The following is a 17,622-nucleotide window of genomic DNA, read 5'->3' as shown; positions in this document are numbered from 1 at the left end:
CAGTCTATGGCGAACCATGTTGCATAAAAAAACGCCAGCCCGAGGGCTGGCGTTTTTGGAGCTAAACCTTAAAAGTCACTGCTCAGGCAACGTTCGCCTCAGAGGCCTTCTTGGTGTAGTTCTCCATCTGGTCGAAGTTGAGATACTTGTAAATCTCTTTCGACATGCTGTTGAGGTCTTTGGCGTACTCCATGTATTCCTCGGCGGAGGGGAGTTTGCCCAGTACCGCGCCAACCGCTGCCAGTTCCGCGGAGGTCAGGTACACGTTGGCACCATCGCCCAGACGGTTCGGGAAGTTACGGGTGGAGGTAGACAGCACGGTGCTCTTGGCCGCCACACGTGCCTGGTTACCCATGCACAGGGAGCAGCCCGGCATCTCGGTGCGAACACCGGCAGTGCCGTAGATGTTGAAGTAGCCTTCTTCCATCAACTGGGCCTGGTCCATCTTGGTGGGCGGGGACATCCACAGACGGGTCTTCAGGGGTTCCTTGTTCTGCGCCAGCAACTTACCGGCGGCACGGAAATGACCGATGTTGGTCATGCAGGAACCGATGAACACTTCGTCTACCTTGTCGCCGGCCACTTCGGACAGCGTCCGGGCGTCGTCCGGATCGTTCGGGCAGCACACGATCGGCTCCTTGATTTCGGCCAGGTCGATTTCCACTACGTGGGCGTACTCCGCGTCCTTGTCGGCACGCATCAGCTTCGGATCAGCCAGCCACTCTTCCATCTGCTGGGCGCGACGCTCCAGGGTACGAGGATCGCCGTAACCCTCGGCAATCATCCAGCGCAGCATGGTGATGTTGGAGCGCAGGTACTCGGCCACGGACTCTTCAGACAGGTTGATGGTGCAGCCAGCAGCAGACCGCTCGGCAGACGCGTCAGACAGCTCGAAAGCCTGCTCTACGGTCAGGTGCTCAAGACCTTCGATCTCAAGGATGCGACCGGAGAATTCGTTGATCTTGCCTTTCTTCTCAACGGTCAGCATGCCTTGCTTGATGCCGTACAGCGGAATGGCATGTACGAGGTCGCGCAGGGTGATACCTGGCTGCATTTCGCCCTTGAACCGAACCAGAACAGATTCCGGCATATCCAGCGGCATAACGCCGGTTGCAGCGGCAAACGCAACCAGACCGGAACCGGCCGGGAAGGAGATGCCCATGGGGAAGCGGGTGTGAGAGTCACCACCGGTGCCCACGGTGTCCGGCAGCAGCATGCGGTTCAGCCAAGAGTGGATGATACCGTCGCCCGGACGCAGGGAAACACCGCCACGGGTACGGATAAAGTCCGGCATGGTGTGCTGCATTTCCACGTCAACCGGCTTCGGGTAAGCAGCAGTGTGGCAGAAAGACTGCATGACCAGGTCGGCCTGGAAGCCCAGACACGCCAGGTCTTTCAGCTCGTCCCGGGTCATCGGGCCGGTGGTGTCCTGGGAGCCGACTGTCGTCATGTGTGGCTCGCAGTAGGTGTTCGGACGAACGCCTTTGCCTTCTTCCAGGCCACAGGCTTTGCCGACCATCTTCTGGGCCAGGGTGAAGCCTTTGGTGCCGGCTTCGGGATCTTTCGGCAGGCGGAACAGGTCGGTCGCGCCCATGCCCAGTGCTGTACGAGCCTTGGCGGTCAGGCCACGGCCGATGATCAGCGGAATACGGCCGCCGGCCTGAACTTCGTCCAGGATTACGTCGGACTTGAATTTGAACTCGGAGATGGTTTCGCCGGCCTCGTTCAGGATCTTGCCTTCATACGGGCGGATCTCGATAACGTCGCCCATGTTCATGTTGTCGACCGGAGCTTCGAAAACCAGGGCACCGGCGTCTTCCATGGTGTTGAAGAAGATTGGGGCAACCTTGTTACCGATACAGACACCACCGGCACGCTTGTTGGGAACGCCCGGGATGTCCTCACCAAAGAACCACAGAACGGAGTTGGTGGCAGACTTACGGGAAGAACCGGTACCGACAACATCACCAACGAAGGCAACGGGCAGGCCCTTGGACTTGATCTCATCGATCTGGCTCATGGGGCCGGTTACGCCGGGTTCTTCCGGCTTCAGGCCATCACGTTCCATTTTATAGGCAGCACGCGCGTGCAGCGGGATGTCCGGGCGGGACCAGGCATCCGGGGCCGGGGACAGGTCGTCAGTATTGGTTTCGCCAGTGACCTTGAACACCACCATCTTGGTGCTCTCGGGCACCTTCTTCTTGTTGGTGAACCACTCGCCGTTGGCCCAGGATTCAACCACGGCCTTGGCAACGGTGTTGCCTGCGTCCATCTTTTCCTTCACATCGTTGAAGGCGTCGAACATCAGCAGAGTGCGCTTGAGCTGCTCACCGGCCAGTTCAGCCAGTTCGGAGTCGTCCAGCAGGTCAACCAGGGTCGCGATGTTATAACCGCCCTGCATCATGCCCAGGAGCTTCACCGCTTTCTGCTTGTCCAGCAGGGGAGAGGATGCTTCGCCTTTAACAATGGCGGTCAGGAAAGCGGCCTTCACATAGGCGGCTTCATCCACGCCCGGCGGTACGCGGTTTTCCAGGAGATACACCAGGGTATCTTCCTCACCGGCCGGCGGGTTTTTCAGCAGATCGACCAGAGCAGCGGTCTGCTCGGCGTTCAGGGGCTTGGGAGGAATACCCAGGGCTTCACGTTCAGCAACGTGTTCACGATAGGCTTCTAACACGATATGGACCCTCATCAGTTGGAATGTCCCGCGCCGTTGGCTTCATGCCTTGGCGGGAGGTTTTGGCGGAAAGGCCGCAGGAGCCTCTGAATAATGCCTCAAATCACCGATGGGGTTTCAGGGTTTATTCAGAGACTCCTTAATCTGGCGCTGCATTCTATAGGAAACCCCTTATAAAGTTAAGTTGGACAGAGGTCGGAGGAATCTGTTAAGTGCGCTATACTCGCCGGCCGCAAATCAATCAATATACTGAGCCATGAACGACGCACTGCAAGAGATTCACGACTTCCTGCCATGCCGGACTCCGCAACGATGGATCGACAACGCCCTGGCTAATCAGGACCTGATGCTGATCGATCACGCCCACTGCGAGAAAAAGGCCGCCTCCACAGCGCTCAGCCTGATGTACCGCTACGTCGACAATACCAATCTGCTGTACAAGATGTCCCGGCTGGCCCGGGAAGAACTCAGGCATTTCGAGCAGGTGCTGGCGATCATGAATAAGCGGGGCGTGGATTATTGTCACCTGACGCCGGCTCGTTACGCCGCAGGGTTGAGACAGGAAGTTCGCACAGAAGATCCCGGGCGTCTGGTGGATGTGTTGATTGTTGGCGCCATTATCGAAGCGCGCTCCTGTGAGCGTTTTGCCGCCCTGGCTCCGTTCCTGGATGAGAAGCTGGCGGATTTCTACACCAGTCTCCTGAAATCCGAAGCCCGGCATTATCAGGATTATCTGTCGCTGGCCGAGCAGGCCGCCGGTGGGCCTATCGAGGCGCGCGTCGGCGAATTTCTGGCGCTTGAGAAGGCGTTGATCGAGGAGCCGGATACCGAGTTCCGGTTCCACAGTGGGCCGGTTTCAGCGTAATTGCCGACACAGCTCTATCCATGCGTCGATCCCCGCGCTGCGGTATTTCTGCTTGTGCAGGATGAAGTAGAACTGGCGATCAAACCGTCGGTGTGCCGGGACGGTTAGCGGCACCAGGCTGCCACGCTTGAAGGCGTCGGCCAGCACCACTTCAGACAGGCAGCCAATGCCCAGGTCTGCCTCGACCGCCCGTTTGATGGCTTCCGTGTGTTCCAGTTCCAATAGCACGTTCAGATCCGGCAGCAGTCCGTGCATGCCTCGCTCGAAGCTCTGGCGGGTGCCTGACCCCTGTTCCCGCATTATCCAGGTAGCGTTGCGAAGGTCCTCGTCCGAGAGCGAATCCCGGTTCGCCAGGGGGTGGCTGGGCGAACAGAACACCACCAGTTCGTCGCCTCGCCAGGGCAACACATCCAGCTCTGATGATTGCAGTTCCCCCTCGATCAGACCTATATCCAGCTCGAAGTCTTTGACACGTCTGGCAATGGTGCTGGTGTTGGCAACTTCCAGGGAGACTCTGGGGTGGGTAGGGGTATTCATGTATTGGGCCATCACACCCACGGCCAGATAGTTTCCGATAGTAAGCGTGGCGCCAACTTTCAGAGCACCCACTTCCGTGTGCTTACTGAAGGCCTGTTCCAGTTCATTGGCCTGGGCCAAGACGGCTTCCACCTTCGGGCGGTAAAGCCGCCCGAGTTCGTTTAACTGGAGCCGTTTGCCAACGCGATCGAACAGCTGGATGTCGAACTGGTTTTCCAGTTCTTTCAGTGCACTGCTGGCTGCTGACTGCGACATGGCCAGCGATTCGGCAGCGCGGGTGATGTTCTGGAAGTGCGACGCTGCAAGGAAAACTTCCAGCTGTCGGAAACTGTATTTCATAACTTTTAGCTCTTAATCGGCTCACTCGAATAAGGTTATGAGAATATCCCATTTTCCCGATAGGTTAGTGCCGGGTTAGACTAAGCGCAATCCAAAGTTAAATCATTCGCCGTAAAACAGCGTATCGAACAGGCAAGAGGTTTTCATGAGCAACCTGATCAAAGAGAAAGTTACCAGCGTTCATCACTGGAACGATACCCTGTTCAGCTTTACCACAAGCCGGGATCCGGGCTTTCGTTTCAAGAACGGTCATTTTGTCATGATTGGTCTGGAGACAGAGGGTAAGCCCTTGATGCGCGCCTACAGTATTGCCAGTGCCAACTATGAGGAAGAGCTCGAGTTCTTCTCCATCAAGGTGCAGGACGGCCCACTGACATCGCGCCTGCAGAAGATCCAGGTGGGTGACGAGATTCTGGTTAGCCGCAAACCTACGGGAACTCTGATTCTGGACAATCTCCTGCCTGGCAAGAACCTGTGGCTGATCAGCACTGGCACCGGGCTCGCACCGTTCATGAGCATCATTAAGGATCCCGAGGTCTACGAGGCCTTCGACAAGGTGATCCTGACTCATGGCGTGCGTTACGTCTCTGAGCTGGCCTATCAGAAGGAAATCGAAGAATTGCCGGAGAACGAATATTTCGGTGAGATGGTGAAGGGCAAACTGGTCTACTACCCTACCGTCACTCGCGAAGAGTTCCGTAATCAGGGCCGGCTGACCGATGCCATGGAAACCGGGAAAATCACCCGTGATCTGGACCTGCCGGATTTCGATCCGGAGACCGACCGTTTCATGATCTGCGGCAGTCCGAGCATGCTCAAGGATACCTGCGCTATCCTGAACAACATGGGATTCAAGGAAGCCCGCGGTGGCGACATGGGGCATTACGTGATTGAGCGGGCCTTTGTGGAGCAGTGAGTATGCAGGGGTAACCCACCTCTGAATAAGCCGGAGCGTGATGCTCCGGCTTTTTTGTGTTTGTATCTGACGGAAGTGTTCGTATAAAAGGGAAAACTCCGGAGACGACAGTGATGGCAGGCATGCACAAAAACAAAAAGATCCTGGTGAGCTTTACAATTGCGCTATTGGTCGGTGTCATTCTCGGGACCGTGGTGCAGACCCAGTTCAACCTGCTGGCGCTTCAGGAAATAGGTGTGCAGATCGGTGTTGAAGCACGAATTTCTGCCACACTTCATGACCTGGGATCCTTCGCGCCTGTTTATGGGATTCTCTTCGGAGTCAGTTTTCTGGTCTCCCAGCTAGCTGCCGCAGGATTCTCCCGGTTGATGGGGCCGGGCTGGCGATCTCCGCTTTGTGCGTTGGCCGGTGGAGCCGGATTATGGGTTGCGCTGGCAACCGTCAACGCGATGTTGCCAATGCCGACGCTGATCGCCGCAACCCGATCCCCGGGCGGCCTGATTGCAATGCTGCTGTCAGGGGTATTCGCCGGGTGGCTGTTTGCCCGATTGACCGCTTCTCGCAAGGAGGCGAGTGGTCTCAACACAGTGCCAGCTGTGGCGATCTGTTGTCTTGCGGTTGGTCTTGGCTGGCAGCCGGGCCTGGTAAAGGCCCAATCCGTCGCCAGTTATTCCGTTGAAACATTGGTGTCTGGCCTTGAGCATCCTTGGTCACTGGCATTTCTTCCTGACGGTGGCGCCTTGGTAACCGAGCGGGCAGGGCGACTGCGGCGAATCTCGGCGGACTTGGAGTTGAGCCAGGAGCCGATTACCGGTGTGCCGACGGTTTTCAATGACGCCCAGGCAGGCCTGTTTGATGTTCTGTTGTCGCCTGATTTCGAGACTGACCAGGAGGTATTTCTCGCCTACGCCTGCGGTACCGCATCTGCCAATCACCTTTGTGTTGCCCGTGGTCAGTTACAGGGAATGGCTCTGAAAGACGTTGTCGAGATATTCCGGGCTAAACCAGCGAAACAGGGCAGTGCCCACTACGGTGGCCGGATGGCCTGGCTTCCGGATGATACGCTGATCGTCACCCTTGGGGATGGATTCGACTACCGTGAGCAGGCGCAGGACCTGTCGAGTCATCTCGGCAAGATTGTCCGCCTGAACCCGGATGGCACGGCTCCGGCCGATAATCCCTTCGTCAGCAGGGACGACGCGCTTCCGGAAATCTACAGTTACGGGCACCGCAATGTGCAGGGGCTGGTCTACGACTCCGCTGAGGGCCTTCTGATTGCCCATGAACACGGACCGCGTGGTGGGGATGAAATCAACATCATCGAGCCGGGGCACAACTACGGCTGGCCGGTGATCACTCACGGCATAGACTACACCGGAGCGATGATCACGCCCTTTGTTGAGCGGGAAGGTATGGAACAGCCGCTGCTGCACTGGACGCCTTCAATCGCGCCCTCAGGCATGACCCGCTACCGGGGCGAGCTGTTTCCAGACTGGCAGGGTAACCTGCTTGTTGGTGCGCTTGCCGACAGAAGTGTGCATCGGGTGACGCTGGACGGACGGCAAGCAAGCGACGTGGAAACGATGCTCGAAGAGCTCGGCGAGCGAATTAGGGATGTCGCCACCGGGCCCGAGGGCGCGGTGTATCTGCTCACCGACAGCGCCGATGGCCGGGTGCTTCGCCTCGTGCCTTAGTCGCAGATTTGGGGTGTTTGTGTCCGGCCGGTGTATAGTAGGCGGTTTTCAGAAAGGGGAAGCCGCTATGTTTCATCTGGAGCTGGAGCCACGTTTCAGCGATACCGATGCCCTCGGGCACATCAGCAACACCACTTTACCGGTCTGGTTCGAGCAGGCCAGAACGCCGGTTTTCCGGATTTTTCATCCCACCCTTGAGGCGGAGACCTGGCCGCTGATCATTGCACGGCTGGAGATTGATCTGATGGCCCAGAGCTACTGGCATATTCCGGTCAAGATCAAGACGGGCATCGGTAAAATCGGCAATTCCTCGTTCCATGTGGTTCAGGAAGCCTGGCAGGGCGACAAGCAGATTGCCCGGGGCGTCGCCGTGCTGATTCATTTCGATTATGAAACAGAGAAAGCCCTGCCGATTCCGGATGAAATCAGGGCGAAGCTTTCTGAGCATCTCGTCGGGTGATGCTTGGCAGGAGGCTTTTAAAAGTCCGAGAAGTCCAAGGTTAATGATATCGATCAATCAAGTTCGACAAAAACGAAGAAGGCCGGGAAATCCCGGCCTTCTTCGTTTTGTGGGCGGAAAGGTTGATGGCTCTGATGCGTTGACTAAAAATTTACGATCCATGCTTGCAATCTAGAGCCTGTTCAGCGTAATGCCTATTGAGGGCCCTCAAGTTTGTGCCCTGGGCTTCCGATTGGAAGGAGAGCTTGATGGAAGAGGAAAAGGATTCAACCCGGCAGGAAATGGCTGCTGAGGTCAGTCGGGTTATTCGCTCGGAACGCAAGCGGGGGAGGGCTGGCCGCTTCGCCTGGCTAGTTGCACTGATGGCGGTTTTGGCGCTCGCTGGTTGGTGGCTGTGGCCAGATGATGGCGAGGTGCTTTGGCAGACCCACAATCTGGACCGGGGCGACATGGTGATGACGGCCACTGCCACTGGAAGCCTTGAACCCAAGAGTGAGGTTTCTGTGGGTGCAGAAATATCGGGGCTGATTACGCAGGTTCTGGTGGAAGAAAACGATCAGGTGACTCAAGGACAGGTTCTGGCGCTGTTCGACACCGATGAATTGGCGGTGGCGCTGGAACAGGCGGAAGCCCAGCTTGCCCTTTCCCGGGCGTCGGTGGCGGAGGCTGAGGCGACTCTCGAGGAAGCAAGGGTGGACGAACGGCGGATCAGCGCACTGCGTGAGCGGGGCACCAGCGCTCAGGCGGAGCTGGATGCTGCCATTGCGGCCCGCAAGCGGGCAGAAGCGAAGCTGGCCTATGCCCGGGCATCGGTGAGGCAGGCGGATGCGTCGGTGCTTCAGGCCCGGACCCGGTTGGAAAAAGCGGTGATCACCTCGCCCATCAACGGTGTGGTTCTGCAGCGAAGTATTGAGCCCGGCAATACCGTGGCGGCCAGTTTCCAGACACCGGTGCTGTTCCTGCTGGCGGAAGATCTGAAAGCCATGGAGCTGCATGTGTCCATGGATGAAGCAGATGTCGGGATGGTGGAAGCTGGTCAGACGGCAACGTTTACCGTGGATGCCTGGTCGGGCCAGGCATTTTCCGCCGAAGTGCTGAAGGTTCACCTTTACCCGTCCGTCGACAACAACGTGGTCACCTACACCACCGTTCTCTCCGTGGATAACAGCGAGGGCTTGCTCAAACCGGGCATGACGGCCACCGCAATCATCGAAACCGGCCGTCGTGAGGATGTTCTGCGGGTGCCGAATGTGGCGTTCCGTTTTACCCCGCCGGCAACCGATAGCGGCGGTGGTGGCCTGTTCAGTCACCCCGGTGCCCGGGGTGGCTCAAATCGATCCGGCCCCTCAAACACTGTTTGGCTGCTGCGAGACGGGGCGCCGACCCGGGTGGTCGTAAAAACGGGGGCTTCCGATGGACGCTACACGGAGTTGCCTGGTGACGAGCTGGCGGAGGGTGAGGCGGTAATAACCGGCATGCAGTCGGCGGTAATTCCGTGATGGGACCAGTTAATGTCGGTGTGTCTGAAATTTCGCAATCCTCGCCATGCGTTGTGGAGGCGCGCGACATCTACAAGATATACGGTAGCGGCGCGACCGAGGTTCGTGCTCTGGATGGCGTCAGCCTGAATATTCGGGCCGGGGAGTTTGTTGCGATCATGGGGCCGTCGGGCTCGGGCAAATCCACCTGTATGAATATCCTGGGTTGCCTGGATGTGCCCAGCTCCGGGGAATACCGGTTCCGGGGCGTGGAGGTGGGCGGCCTCAACCGGGACGAACTAGCCCTGCTGCGCCGGAACTTCATGGGATTTGTGTTTCAGAGCTTCAATCTGCTGCCTCGCACCAGTGCCCTGAGTAACGTTGAACTGCCGCTGATTTACGAGGGCGTCCGGCCAGCGCAGCGTCATGAGTTGGCGATGCAGGCGCTTACCACGGTTGGTCTCGCGGATCGGGCGCATGCGACCTCGGCCCAGCTTTCCGGTGGTCAGCAACAACGGGTAGCGATAGCACGGGCCCTGGTAACGGAGCCTCCGCTCTTGCTGGCGGATGAGCCCACGGGCAACCTCGATACCGCCATGGCCGGAGAGATCATGAAGGAGCTTGTGTCCATTCGTGAACAGCGGGGAATTACGATTCTCATGGTGACCCATGAGCCCGATATTGCCCGATACGCGGACCGGGTTCTGTTTTTCACCGATGGCAAGCTGGTCAGGGATGGTACGCCGTCCGAGGTTATCCCATGAGGGCCCTGGATACCCTGGGCATGTCGGTACAGGCTATTGCCCGAAACAAGCTACGGTCGTTCCTGACAACGCTCGGCATCATTATCGGGGTGGCAAGTGTGGTGGCCATGGTGCATCTGGGGCAGTCGGCTACCCGAAGCGTGACTGAGCAGATCGCAAGCATTGGCTCCAACTTGCTGTTCGTTATGCCGGGTACCGCCCAGCGGGGTCCCGGCGGGCTGCGCACCAGTGCGGAGAATTTCGAGTTGGGCGATGTGGAGGCCATTCGCAATGAAGTGGCTGGCATTCTGGTCGCCCCTGCGCTAACCACCAGTGCCACCGTGGTCATCGGAAATGCCAATGACACCATCCCGGTCATCGGCACCACCAATGACTATTTCGCCGTACGCAATCATTACCTCGATTATGGCCGTGAGTTCGAGGACAGTGAACAGTCTGCCGGCGCTGCCGTGTGCATCATTGGCAAGACCCTGATCGAGGAGATGTTTCTCGGGCAGGAACCCCTTGGCGCGAATATCCGTGTTGGCCGGACGGCATGCCGGGTGATCGGTGTGCTGGTAGAGAAGGGCGAGTCAATGGGCCAGGATCGGGACAAGATCATTCTCATGCCGGTCAAGGCGGTGCAGCGAAGGCTGGTGGGCGAGCTGGACGTCAGCGCCATTTATGTATCGGCTCTGGTGGATGGCACAACAGGATTGGTCCAGGCCCAGATTGAGTCCCTGTTGAGGCAGCGGCGCAATCCAGCGGCAGGTGGGGCCGACGATTTCTATGTCCGGGATACCCAGGATATTGCCCAGACCCTGGAAAGCACCACCAACACGCTGACGGTTCTGCTCGGTGCGATTGCCGCGGTCAGCCTGCTGGTCGGCGGTATCGGGATCATGAACATCATGCTGGTCTCGGTCACCGAGCGCACCAGGGAGATCGGCATTCGCCTCGCCATCGGGGCCAGGGCACGGGATGTGCTGACCCAGTTCCTGGTCGAGTCCATTGCGCTGTCCACCCTTGGTGGGATTATTGGTCTCATTGTCGGGGTTGGGGGCACCTGGCTTGTCACCTGGCAACTGGACATGCCCTTTGTTGTTTCGCCAGCGGTTATGGCGGTCGGGTTTACTTTCTCGGTGGCCATCGGCGTTATCTTCGGATACTTCCCCGCTCGCAAGGCAGCCATGCTGAACCCGATTGATGCGTTACGTCACGAATAGCGACCTGCCGGAACCTTGCCAACTATGTTATTGATTGTGGAAACAACCCGGCTATCAGGAGTGAATCATTGGTTTTCAAATCCCTCGGAGTGATATTACTGGCAGGTCTTTTGGGTCTGGCTGGCTGCGATTCTGACGAAAAGGCGCCAGCGGCCGAGTCCGGCAAAGTGGATGCGGAGAATCCAGACTTGCAGACCGGAGATATATCCCTGGCACTGACTTCTGCCCAGTTGGACTGGGTGGGCCAACAGATTTTCCGGAACGAGTGTGCCGGTCGTTTCCAGTGTTTGGTCCACTGGAACGATGGTGAGGCGTTCCCATCGCTCGGGATTGGCCACTTCATCTGGTATCCGAAGGGCGTTGAGGGGCGGTTTGTCGAGAGCTTTCCCGCGCTGATGGAATACATGGAACAACGGCAAGTCAATATTCCCGAATGGCTGCGGGCTCTGGAGCCCTTCGATGCGCCCTGGAGCGAAAAAGCGGAATTCCTGGCTGTCGACGACTCGCCCCGGCTCGCGGAACTGCGTGAATTTCTGGCGGGAACCCAGGGAATACAGGCTGAGTTTATCTTCCGGCGCGCCAGAGAGTCGCTTGGAAGGATTGTTGAGGCCGCTCCGGATGATCGGAAGTCAGACGTGGCTGACAGGCTTGAAGCGCTTAGTCAGACTCCCGGCGGCGTCTACGCCATCATCGACTATGTGAATTTCAAGGGTGAGGGGCTTTCCTCTACGGAACGCTACAACGATCAAGGCTGGGGGCTGCTGCAAGTCTTGTTGGAAATGTCTGGCTCACCTGACCGGAATGCTCTTGGGCAATTTCGGGAGGCCGCCGGCACTGTTCTTACACGCAGGGCTGAAAACGCAAAGGATCCAATCGAACGAGAGCGCTGGCTGCCCGGATGGCTGAGGCGTCTCGAGACCTATAAAGAGCCTCCTGTCTTCAAAATTTCCGAATAATTTTGCATAAAAACTAGTTCATTTACCGAACCTTGTTCTACTTTTAAGGAGCAAGGCCCTAATGCTGCCTTTTTTCGGCGCATAGGGTCGCAGTGAGGGCACTGTATCAGTGCATGAAGCAGCGCCACTTCGTTCCAGATCTGTCTGTAACGCTTCGGTGGCGGATAAAAACAATATAAATCATGGGTTTATGATCTGTGGCTCGCAAATTGCTGAGGTCACACGTCGCGAAAAACCAACTGATGTTCGGAGAAAAGACAATGAGAAAGACGAAATCGATTGCCCTGGGGATTGCTCTGGCGGTAGGCACGTTCACGGCCACTGGAGCCATGGCTGCCACCACTCTGGAAAACGTCAAGGAAAAAGGCCATCTCCAGTGTGGGGTGACCAGCGGTTTGCCAGGTTTCTCTCAGCCTGACGAAAAAGGTAACTGGACCGGTATCGATGTGGACACCTGCCGTGCGGTGGCCGCAGCCATCTTCGGTGACGCGAACGCCGTTGAGTTTACGCCGCTGACCGCGAAGGAGCGTTTCACCGCCCTGCAGTCTGGCGAAATCGATATGCTCTCCCGTAACACTACATGGACACTGACCCGGGATGCCTCTCTGGGCCTGAACTTCGCAGGTGTGAACTACTACGACGGGCAGGGTTTCCTGATCAACAAGGGTATTGGCGTGGACGACGCCACTCAACTGGACGGTGCCACCATCTGTATCCAGGCCGGTACCACCACCGAACTCAACCTTTCCGATTACTTCCGCGCCAAGGGCATGGAATTCAAGCCGATCGTATTTGATACCTCGGAGCAGACGGTTCAGGGATTTGCTGCAGGTCGCTGCGATGTTCTGACGTCTGACCGTTCACAGCTGGCGGCACTGCGTTCAAAGCTTTCTGATCCGAGTTCGGCCAAGATTCTGCCGAATACCATCTCCAAAGAGCCTCTGGGCCCGGTCGTACGCCAGGGTGACGACCAATGGTTCAACATCGTCAAGTGGGTGCTTTCCGTCCAGATCAATGCCGAAGAGCTGGGTGTTACCAGCGCCAATGCCGACGACATGCTGAAGTCCGACAACCCGAACATTCAGCGTCTGCTGGGTACCGACGGCGATATGGGTGCCAAGCTCGGATTGCCGGATGACTTTGGTCACAAGGTGGTGAAGCTGGTCGGCAACTACGGCGAGATGTATGACCGCAACGTAGGTCCGGATACCCCGCTGGGCCTGGACCGCGGTATCAACGCGCTGTGGACTGAAGGCGGCATCATGTATGCCCCGCCGGTTCGTTAAGACCTGAAGGCATGCGGCGAAGTCTTCTGATGGGAGGCTTCGCCGTTATCTCTGATGCTGTAAACCACAGGGAAAAGCTTTTCAGGACACTCCATGAAAAAACAAACAATTGATACCCGACCTGCAGGGCCCAAGCCCTGGTACGACCCCCGGGTCCGCTCACTCTTCTTCCAGGCGATAGCCATTGCCCTTGTGTTCTGGGGCGGTTGGGTTCTCGTCGATAACACACTTTCCAACATGGAAAGCCGTGGCATCAGCACCGGTTTCGGGTTTCTGAATGAAACCGCCGGATTTGGCATCATCATGAATCTGGTGCCTTACGATGCAACCATGTCCTATGGCCGAACGTTCTGGGTCGGTCTGACCAATACGCTGCTTGTTTCCGCGATGGGTGTGGTCGCCGCTACCATTCTTGGTTTCATTATCGGTGTGGCGCGGCTCTCGAGTAACTGGCTGGTGGCCAAGATGGCGCTGGTCTACATTGAGGTGATTCGAAACATACCGCTACTGCTGCAGATTTTTTTCTGGTACTTCGCCGTACTCAGCAATCTTCCGTCACCGCGCCAGAGTGTTGATGTTGGTGGCGCACTGTTCCTCAACAATCGTGGACTGTATCTGCCTGAGCCGATGACTCAGGAAGGCTTCGGGATTGTTTGGGGCGGCATTCTGCTTGCCATTGCTGCCGTTGTTGGAATCCGCATCTGGGCCAAGAAACGCCAGCTGGCGACCGGCCAGATTTTCCCGACCTTCAAGGTTGGTGTGGCCATTCTGGTGCTTGTACCCATAGTGTCCTACCTGGTTGCGGGGCGTCCCATCGAGTGGGATCTTCCGGCCCTCAGAGGGTTCAACTTTGGCGGCGGGATTACCATTATCCCGGAGCTGGCAGCCTTGTGGATCGCACTGTCTTTGTACACTGCCAGCTTCATCGCTGAAATTGTGCGCTCGGGTATCCTCTCTGTCAGTAAAGGGCAGACAGAGGCATCCAAGGCGCTTGGGCTACCCAATGGCCTTACCCTGAGATTGGTGGTTATCCCCCAGGCCATGAGGGTCATCATCCCGCCGCTGACCAGTCAGTACCTGAATCTGGTGAAGAACTCGTCGCTTGCCACCGCGATCGGCTATCCGGACCTGGTGGCCGTATTCATGGGAACCACGCTGAATCAGACGGGGCAGGCCGTTGAGGTTGTCGCCATTACCATGGCGGTGTATCTCACCATCAGTCTGCTGATCTCGCTGTTCATGAATATCTATAACCGGGCTGTGGCCATTAAGGAGCGATGATGACCGAGTCAACCATGAAAGCACCCAAGAAGGCGCTCAGGCCGGTCAAGTGGATGCGGGAGAACCTGTTCTCTGGCTGGTTCAACACGGTGCTGACGCTGGGTGTCGCCTATATGCTGGTTACCAGTGTGGGGCCCTTGCTCAACTGGTTCTTCCTCGACGCCAACTTTGTTGGCGCTGACGCGAGCGACTGCACGGGTGCCGGCGCCTGCTGGCTGTTTATAAGCCAGCGCCTGAACTTCTTTATCTACGGGTTTTACCCGGACGAGCTGCAATGGCGGGTGGACGCGATGTTCCTGCTGTTGGCGGTTTCCTTTGTGCCCCAGTTCATCGAGCGGTTTCCGGGCCGTAAGTGGCTGGGACTCTTTGGCATCTTCGGTCTGCCCGTTGTTGGCTACTTCCTGATTCCCGGCGGCGCATTCGGTCTGGAAGAAGTGCAGAGCTCGAAATGGGGTGGTCTGATGCTGACGCTGATCCTGGCTTACATCGGGATCGTAGCCTCGTTGCCAATTGGCATACTGCTGGCACTGGGCCGGCGCTCCGAGATGCCCATCATCCGGGGGATTTGTGTGGTTTTTATCGAGGTGTGGCGGGCGGTTCCGTTGATCACGGTCCTGTTCATGGCCTCAGTGATGCTGCCGCTGTTTCTTCCGGAGGGCGTGAACTTTGAGAAGTTGGCCCGGGCGCTGATAGGTATCACGCTATGGCAGTCTGCTTACATGGCGGAAGTTATTCGCGGTGGCTTGCAGGCCATTCCCAGAGGGCAGTATGAAGCTGCAGATGCTCTGGGGCTGGGATACTGGCGCAAGATGGGACTGGTAATCCTGCCGCAGGCCCTGAAAATGGTTATTCCGGGTATCGTGAACACCTTCATTTCCCTGTTCAAGGACACCACGCTGGTGCTGATCATCGGCCTGTTCGACATTCTTGGGACGGTCCAGTCTACGGTCACAGATCCCGCCTGGCAGAATGTTGCAATAGAGGGCTACGTATTTGTGGCATTCTGTTTCTGGGTCTTCTGCTTCGGCATTTCCAGATACAGTCAGAACCTTGAACGAAAACTCGACACCGGTCATAAGACCTGATGGGTAATCCTATGACAGACCAAACACAAACTTCAGAAATGCAGACCCAGTCGCAAGCCCAGTCGGACAAAAAGCCTGGGATTATCCGGGTCGAGGGAATGCACAAGTGGTACGGGGACTTTCATGTTCTCAAGGATCTCAACCTGACCGTTGATCAGGGCGAGAGAATTGTTATCTGTGGGCCGTCCGGCTCGGGAAAATCCACCTTCATCCGTTGCATTAACCGGCTGGAGGAGCATCAGCAGGGCAAAATCATTGTTGATGGTATCGAGCTGACCGATGATGTCCGCCATATTGATACGGTTCGGCGGGAAGTCGGCATGGTGTTTCAGCACTTCAACCTTTTCCCGCACCTGACCGTCCTCGAAAACTGCTGCCTGTCGCCGATCTGGGTGCGAAAAACGCCCCGAAAGGAAGCGGAAGCATCGGCGATGGAGTATCTGGAGCGGGTCAAGATTCCGGACCAGGCCAACAAATTCCCGGGGCAGCTTTCAGGGGGGCAGCAGCAGCGCGTGGCTATCGCCAGGGCACTCTGCATGAAGCCGAAGATCATGCTGTTCGACGAGCCAACCTCGGCCTTGGATCCGGAGATGATCAAAGAGGTGTTGGATGTCATGATCGAGTTGGCGGGCAGTGGCATGACCATGCTCTGCGTAACCCACGAAATGGGTTTCGCGAAGACGGTGGCGGACCGGGTTATCTTTATGGATGGAGGTGAGATCGTAGAGGAGGCGCCACCCCACGAGTTCTTCACAAACCCACAGGAAGCCAGAACTCAGAAGTTCCTCCAGCAGATACTGGCGCACTGAAGCCAAGGTTAGAAAAGCCGGGCATTTGCCCGGCTTTTTTATAATGGCTGCTTTTTCAACTCGGGCTCTTCGCCCGGTTTCGCCTCAAGCCACCAGACGTTCCTGTCCCAATCCCCCAGAACAATGCGCTTGGCCGGCGAGCCGTTGGCGGTAAGCTCATGCATTGCGGGGCGATGGGTGTGGCCATGGATCAGTCTCTGAACCCCGTACTTTTCCATGTCCCTCACGACTTCCTCGGGCGTTACGTCCATGATGAATTCTTCCTTGCCCTGGTTTTTCGCCATGCTGATTTCCCGAAGCTGGCGGGCCATCTGCTGTCGGTCTTCCAGTGGGCGTTGGAGAATCATCTGCTGCCACTGCGGGTTACGCATGTTGGCCCGGAATTTCTGGTACTCCACATCGGCGGTACACAGGCTGTCGCCATGCATCAGCAGAGTAGGGGTGCCGTGCAGATCAATCACCGTTGGGTCGTCCAGAAGCGTTGCGCCGGCCCGGTCGCAGAAGTCCTGGCCGATCAGGAAATCCCGGTTGCCGTGCATCAGGAAGATATCGGTGCCGCTGTCCCGAAGCTTGCGCAGGGCCGCAGCGACCTGCTCCTGAAGCGGCGTGCGCTCGTCATCGCCGATCCAGGCCTCGAAGAAATCGCCGAGGATATAGAGCTGATCGACACCCCTGGCTTTCTCGTCAAGAAATGTGAGAAACGCCTCAGTGATATCCGGACGGGATTCCTCGAGGTGGAGGTCTGAAATAAACAGCGTGGTCACGCGTCCTCCAGAACCTCGGCCTTTTCGATAACCACGTCTTCCGCTGGCACATCCTGGTGGCCGGCGCGCATGGTGGTGCGAACGGCGCGGATCGCGTTTACCGTGTCCATGCCTTCGACGACTTTGCCGAACACGCAGTAGCCCCAGCCTTCCGCGTTCTTGGCTGTGTGGTCCAGGAAGCCGTTGTTCTCAACGTTGATAAAGAACTGGGCTGTAGCAGAATGCGGGTCCATGGTGCGTGCCATGGCAATGGTTCCCTGCATGTTGCTCAGGCCATTATCGGCTTCGTTCTGGATGGAGTCGCGGGTTTTACGTGGGGTCATGCCCGGCTCGAAGCCGCCGCCCTGAATCATGAAATTGCTGATCACACGGTGAAAGATCAGGCCATCGTAAAAACCGTCGCGAACGTACTGTTCGAAGTTTTTGGCGGTTTCCGGTGCCTTGTCGTAGTCCAGTTCCAGCTTGATGTCACCGTAGTTGGTTGTCAGCAGAATCATCAGGTTTTC

General features: G+C 57.3%; 16 protein-coding genes. 12 read left to right on the top strand and 4 right to left on the bottom strand.

Annotated elements, in window-relative coordinates; genetic code table 11:
* Positions 1-82: 82 nt before the first annotated feature.
* Entirely contained in the window at positions 83-2,677 is a 2,595-nt protein-coding gene (locus tag A8B84_RS00535) for a bifunctional aconitate hydratase 2/2-methylisocitrate dehydratase (RefSeq protein ID WP_064229012.1), read from the bottom strand.
* Positions 2,678-2,933: 256 nt separating this feature from the next.
* Here A8B84_RS00535 and A8B84_RS00530 point away from each other — a divergent pair, with 256 nt between their 5' ends.
* Positions 2,934-3,542 carry a tRNA-(ms[2]io[6]A)-hydroxylase gene (locus A8B84_RS00530; protein WP_064228895.1) on the top strand — a complete coding sequence of 203 codons (609 nt, stop codon included), beginning with the start codon at positions 2,934-2,936 and terminating at the stop codon, positions 3,540-3,542.
* On the opposite strand, the gene A8B84_RS00525 is transcribed toward A8B84_RS00530, so the two are convergent.
* Positions 3,534-4,418 carry a LysR family transcriptional regulator gene (locus A8B84_RS00525; RefSeq protein ID WP_064228896.1) on the bottom strand — a complete coding sequence of 295 codons (885 nt, stop codon included), beginning with the start codon at positions 4,416-4,418 and terminating at the stop codon, positions 3,534-3,536. The two genes, A8B84_RS00530 and A8B84_RS00525, sit on opposite strands and share 9 nt — an antisense overlap.
* A 145-nt stretch (positions 4,419-4,563) precedes the next feature.
* Between A8B84_RS00525 and A8B84_RS00520 the strand changes: the two genes are divergently transcribed.
* The 11 genes from A8B84_RS00520 (at position 4,564) to A8B84_RS00470 (ending at position 16,352) form a co-directional block, all read left to right on the top strand.
* Positions 4,564-5,334, top strand: coding sequence for a ferredoxin--NADP reductase (locus A8B84_RS00520; protein ID WP_064228897.1), 771 nt, complete (start codon positions 4,564-4,566; stop codon positions 5,332-5,334).
* Between the two features lie 113 nt (positions 5,335-5,447).
* Positions 5,448-7,028 carry a PQQ-dependent sugar dehydrogenase gene (locus tag A8B84_RS00515; RefSeq protein ID WP_082905030.1) on the top strand — a complete coding sequence of 527 codons (1,581 nt, stop codon included), beginning with the start codon at positions 5,448-5,450 and terminating at the stop codon, positions 7,026-7,028.
* A gap of 67 nt (positions 7,029-7,095) precedes the next feature.
* Positions 7,096-7,488 (top strand): acyl-CoA thioesterase, encoded by a 393-nt coding sequence (locus A8B84_RS00510; protein ID WP_064228898.1) that lies wholly within the window; start codon positions 7,096-7,098, stop codon positions 7,486-7,488.
* A gap of 248 nt (positions 7,489-7,736) precedes the next feature.
* On the top strand, positions 7,737-8,987 hold the full coding sequence (locus tag A8B84_RS00505; RefSeq protein ID WP_064228899.1) for an efflux RND transporter periplasmic adaptor subunit: 1,251 nt from the start codon (positions 7,737-7,739) through the stop codon (positions 8,985-8,987).
* Positions 8,987-9,730, top strand: coding sequence for an ABC transporter ATP-binding protein (locus tag A8B84_RS00500; protein WP_064228900.1), 744 nt, complete (start codon positions 8,987-8,989; stop codon positions 9,728-9,730). Before A8B84_RS00505 ends, A8B84_RS00500 begins: the two co-directional genes overlap by 1 nt.
* A complete protein-coding gene (locus A8B84_RS00495) occupies positions 9,727-10,935 on the top strand; it encodes an ABC transporter permease (RefSeq protein ID WP_064228901.1) in 1,209 nt (402 codons plus the stop codon). Before A8B84_RS00500 ends, A8B84_RS00495 begins: the two co-directional genes overlap by 4 nt.
* 68 nt (positions 10,936-11,003) lie before the next feature.
* Positions 11,004-11,891 (top strand): hypothetical protein, encoded by an 888-nt coding sequence (locus A8B84_RS00490; RefSeq protein ID WP_064228902.1) that lies wholly within the window; start codon positions 11,004-11,006, stop codon positions 11,889-11,891.
* Positions 11,892-12,151: 260 nt separating this feature from the next.
* Entirely contained in the window at positions 12,152-13,177 is a 1,026-nt protein-coding gene (locus A8B84_RS00485; protein WP_064228903.1) for an amino acid ABC transporter substrate-binding protein, read from the top strand.
* A 93-nt stretch (positions 13,178-13,270) separates the two neighbouring features.
* Positions 13,271-14,458, top strand: coding sequence for an amino acid ABC transporter permease (locus tag A8B84_RS00480; protein WP_064228904.1), 1,188 nt, complete (start codon positions 13,271-13,273; stop codon positions 14,456-14,458).
* Complete coding sequence (locus A8B84_RS00475; RefSeq protein ID WP_064228905.1) at positions 14,458-15,543, top strand: amino acid ABC transporter permease; 1,086 nt, start codon at positions 14,458-14,460, stop codon at positions 15,541-15,543. Before A8B84_RS00480 ends, A8B84_RS00475 begins: the two co-directional genes overlap by 1 nt.
* Before the next feature lie 38 nt (positions 15,544-15,581).
* Positions 15,582-16,352, top strand: a complete 771-nt coding sequence (locus A8B84_RS00470; protein WP_064228906.1) for an amino acid ABC transporter ATP-binding protein — start codon at positions 15,582-15,584, stop codon at positions 16,350-16,352.
* A 38-nt stretch (positions 16,353-16,390) separates the two neighbouring features.
* Here the strand turns inward: A8B84_RS00470 and A8B84_RS00465 are convergent, their stop codons facing one another.
* Entirely contained in the window at positions 16,391-17,116 is a 726-nt protein-coding gene (locus A8B84_RS00465; protein WP_064228907.1) for a UDP-2,3-diacylglucosamine diphosphatase, read from the bottom strand.
* A complete protein-coding gene (locus A8B84_RS00460; protein ID WP_064228908.1) occupies positions 17,113-17,613 on the bottom strand; it encodes a peptidylprolyl isomerase in 501 nt (166 codons plus the stop codon). Before A8B84_RS00460 ends, A8B84_RS00465 begins: the two co-directional genes overlap by 4 nt.
* Between the last annotated feature and the right edge of the window lie 9 nt (positions 17,614-17,622).

This window comes from Marinobacter sp. EhC06, from assembly GCF_001650915.1.
In the GTDB taxonomy this organism is placed as follows: domain Bacteria; phylum Pseudomonadota; class Gammaproteobacteria; order Pseudomonadales; family Oleiphilaceae; genus Marinobacter.
The sequence above is the reverse complement of the archived record's forward strand: the minus strand, read 5'-3'. Positions and strand labels throughout refer to the sequence as shown.

What these genes read in the sequence shown, in the direction of transcription:
- A8B84_RS00510 (WP_064228898.1), top strand. Translation starts at nt 7,096, where the DNA reads ATGTTTCATCTGGAGCTGGAGCCACGTTTCAGCGATACCGATGCCCTC.
- A8B84_RS00520 (WP_064228897.1), top strand. Translation starts at nt 4,564, where the DNA reads ATGAGCAACCTGATCAAAGAGAAAGTTACCAGCGTTCATCACTGGAAC.
- A8B84_RS00475 (WP_064228905.1), top strand. Translation starts at nt 14,458, where the DNA reads ATGACCGAGTCAACCATGAAAGCACCCAAGAAGGCGCTCAGGCCGGTC.
- A8B84_RS00480 (WP_064228904.1), top strand. Translation starts at nt 13,271, where the DNA reads ATGAAAAAACAAACAATTGATACCCGACCTGCAGGGCCCAAGCCCTGG.
- A8B84_RS00495 (WP_064228901.1), top strand. Translation starts at nt 9,727, where the DNA reads ATGAGGGCCCTGGATACCCTGGGCATGTCGGTACAGGCTATTGCCCGA.
- A8B84_RS00515 (WP_082905030.1), top strand. Translation starts at nt 5,448, where the DNA reads ATGGCAGGCATGCACAAAAACAAAAAGATCCTGGTGAGCTTTACAATT.
- A8B84_RS00460 (WP_064228908.1), bottom strand. Translation starts at nt 17,613, where the DNA reads ATGATTCTGCTGACAACCAACTACGGTGACATCAAGCTGGAACTGGAC.
- A8B84_RS00530 (WP_064228895.1), top strand. Translation starts at nt 2,934, where the DNA reads ATGAACGACGCACTGCAAGAGATTCACGACTTCCTGCCATGCCGGACT.
- A8B84_RS00485 (WP_064228903.1), top strand. Translation starts at nt 12,152, where the DNA reads ATGAGAAAGACGAAATCGATTGCCCTGGGGATTGCTCTGGCGGTAGGC.
- A8B84_RS00470 (WP_064228906.1), top strand. Translation starts at nt 15,582, where the DNA reads ATGCAGACCCAGTCGCAAGCCCAGTCGGACAAAAAGCCTGGGATTATC.
- A8B84_RS00500 (WP_064228900.1), top strand. Translation starts at nt 8,987, where the DNA reads ATGGGACCAGTTAATGTCGGTGTGTCTGAAATTTCGCAATCCTCGCCA.
- A8B84_RS00525 (WP_064228896.1), bottom strand. Translation starts at nt 4,418, where the DNA reads ATGAAATACAGTTTCCGACAGCTGGAAGTTTTCCTTGCAGCGTCGCAC.
- A8B84_RS00505 (WP_064228899.1), top strand. Translation starts at nt 7,737, where the DNA reads ATGGAAGAGGAAAAGGATTCAACCCGGCAGGAAATGGCTGCTGAGGTC.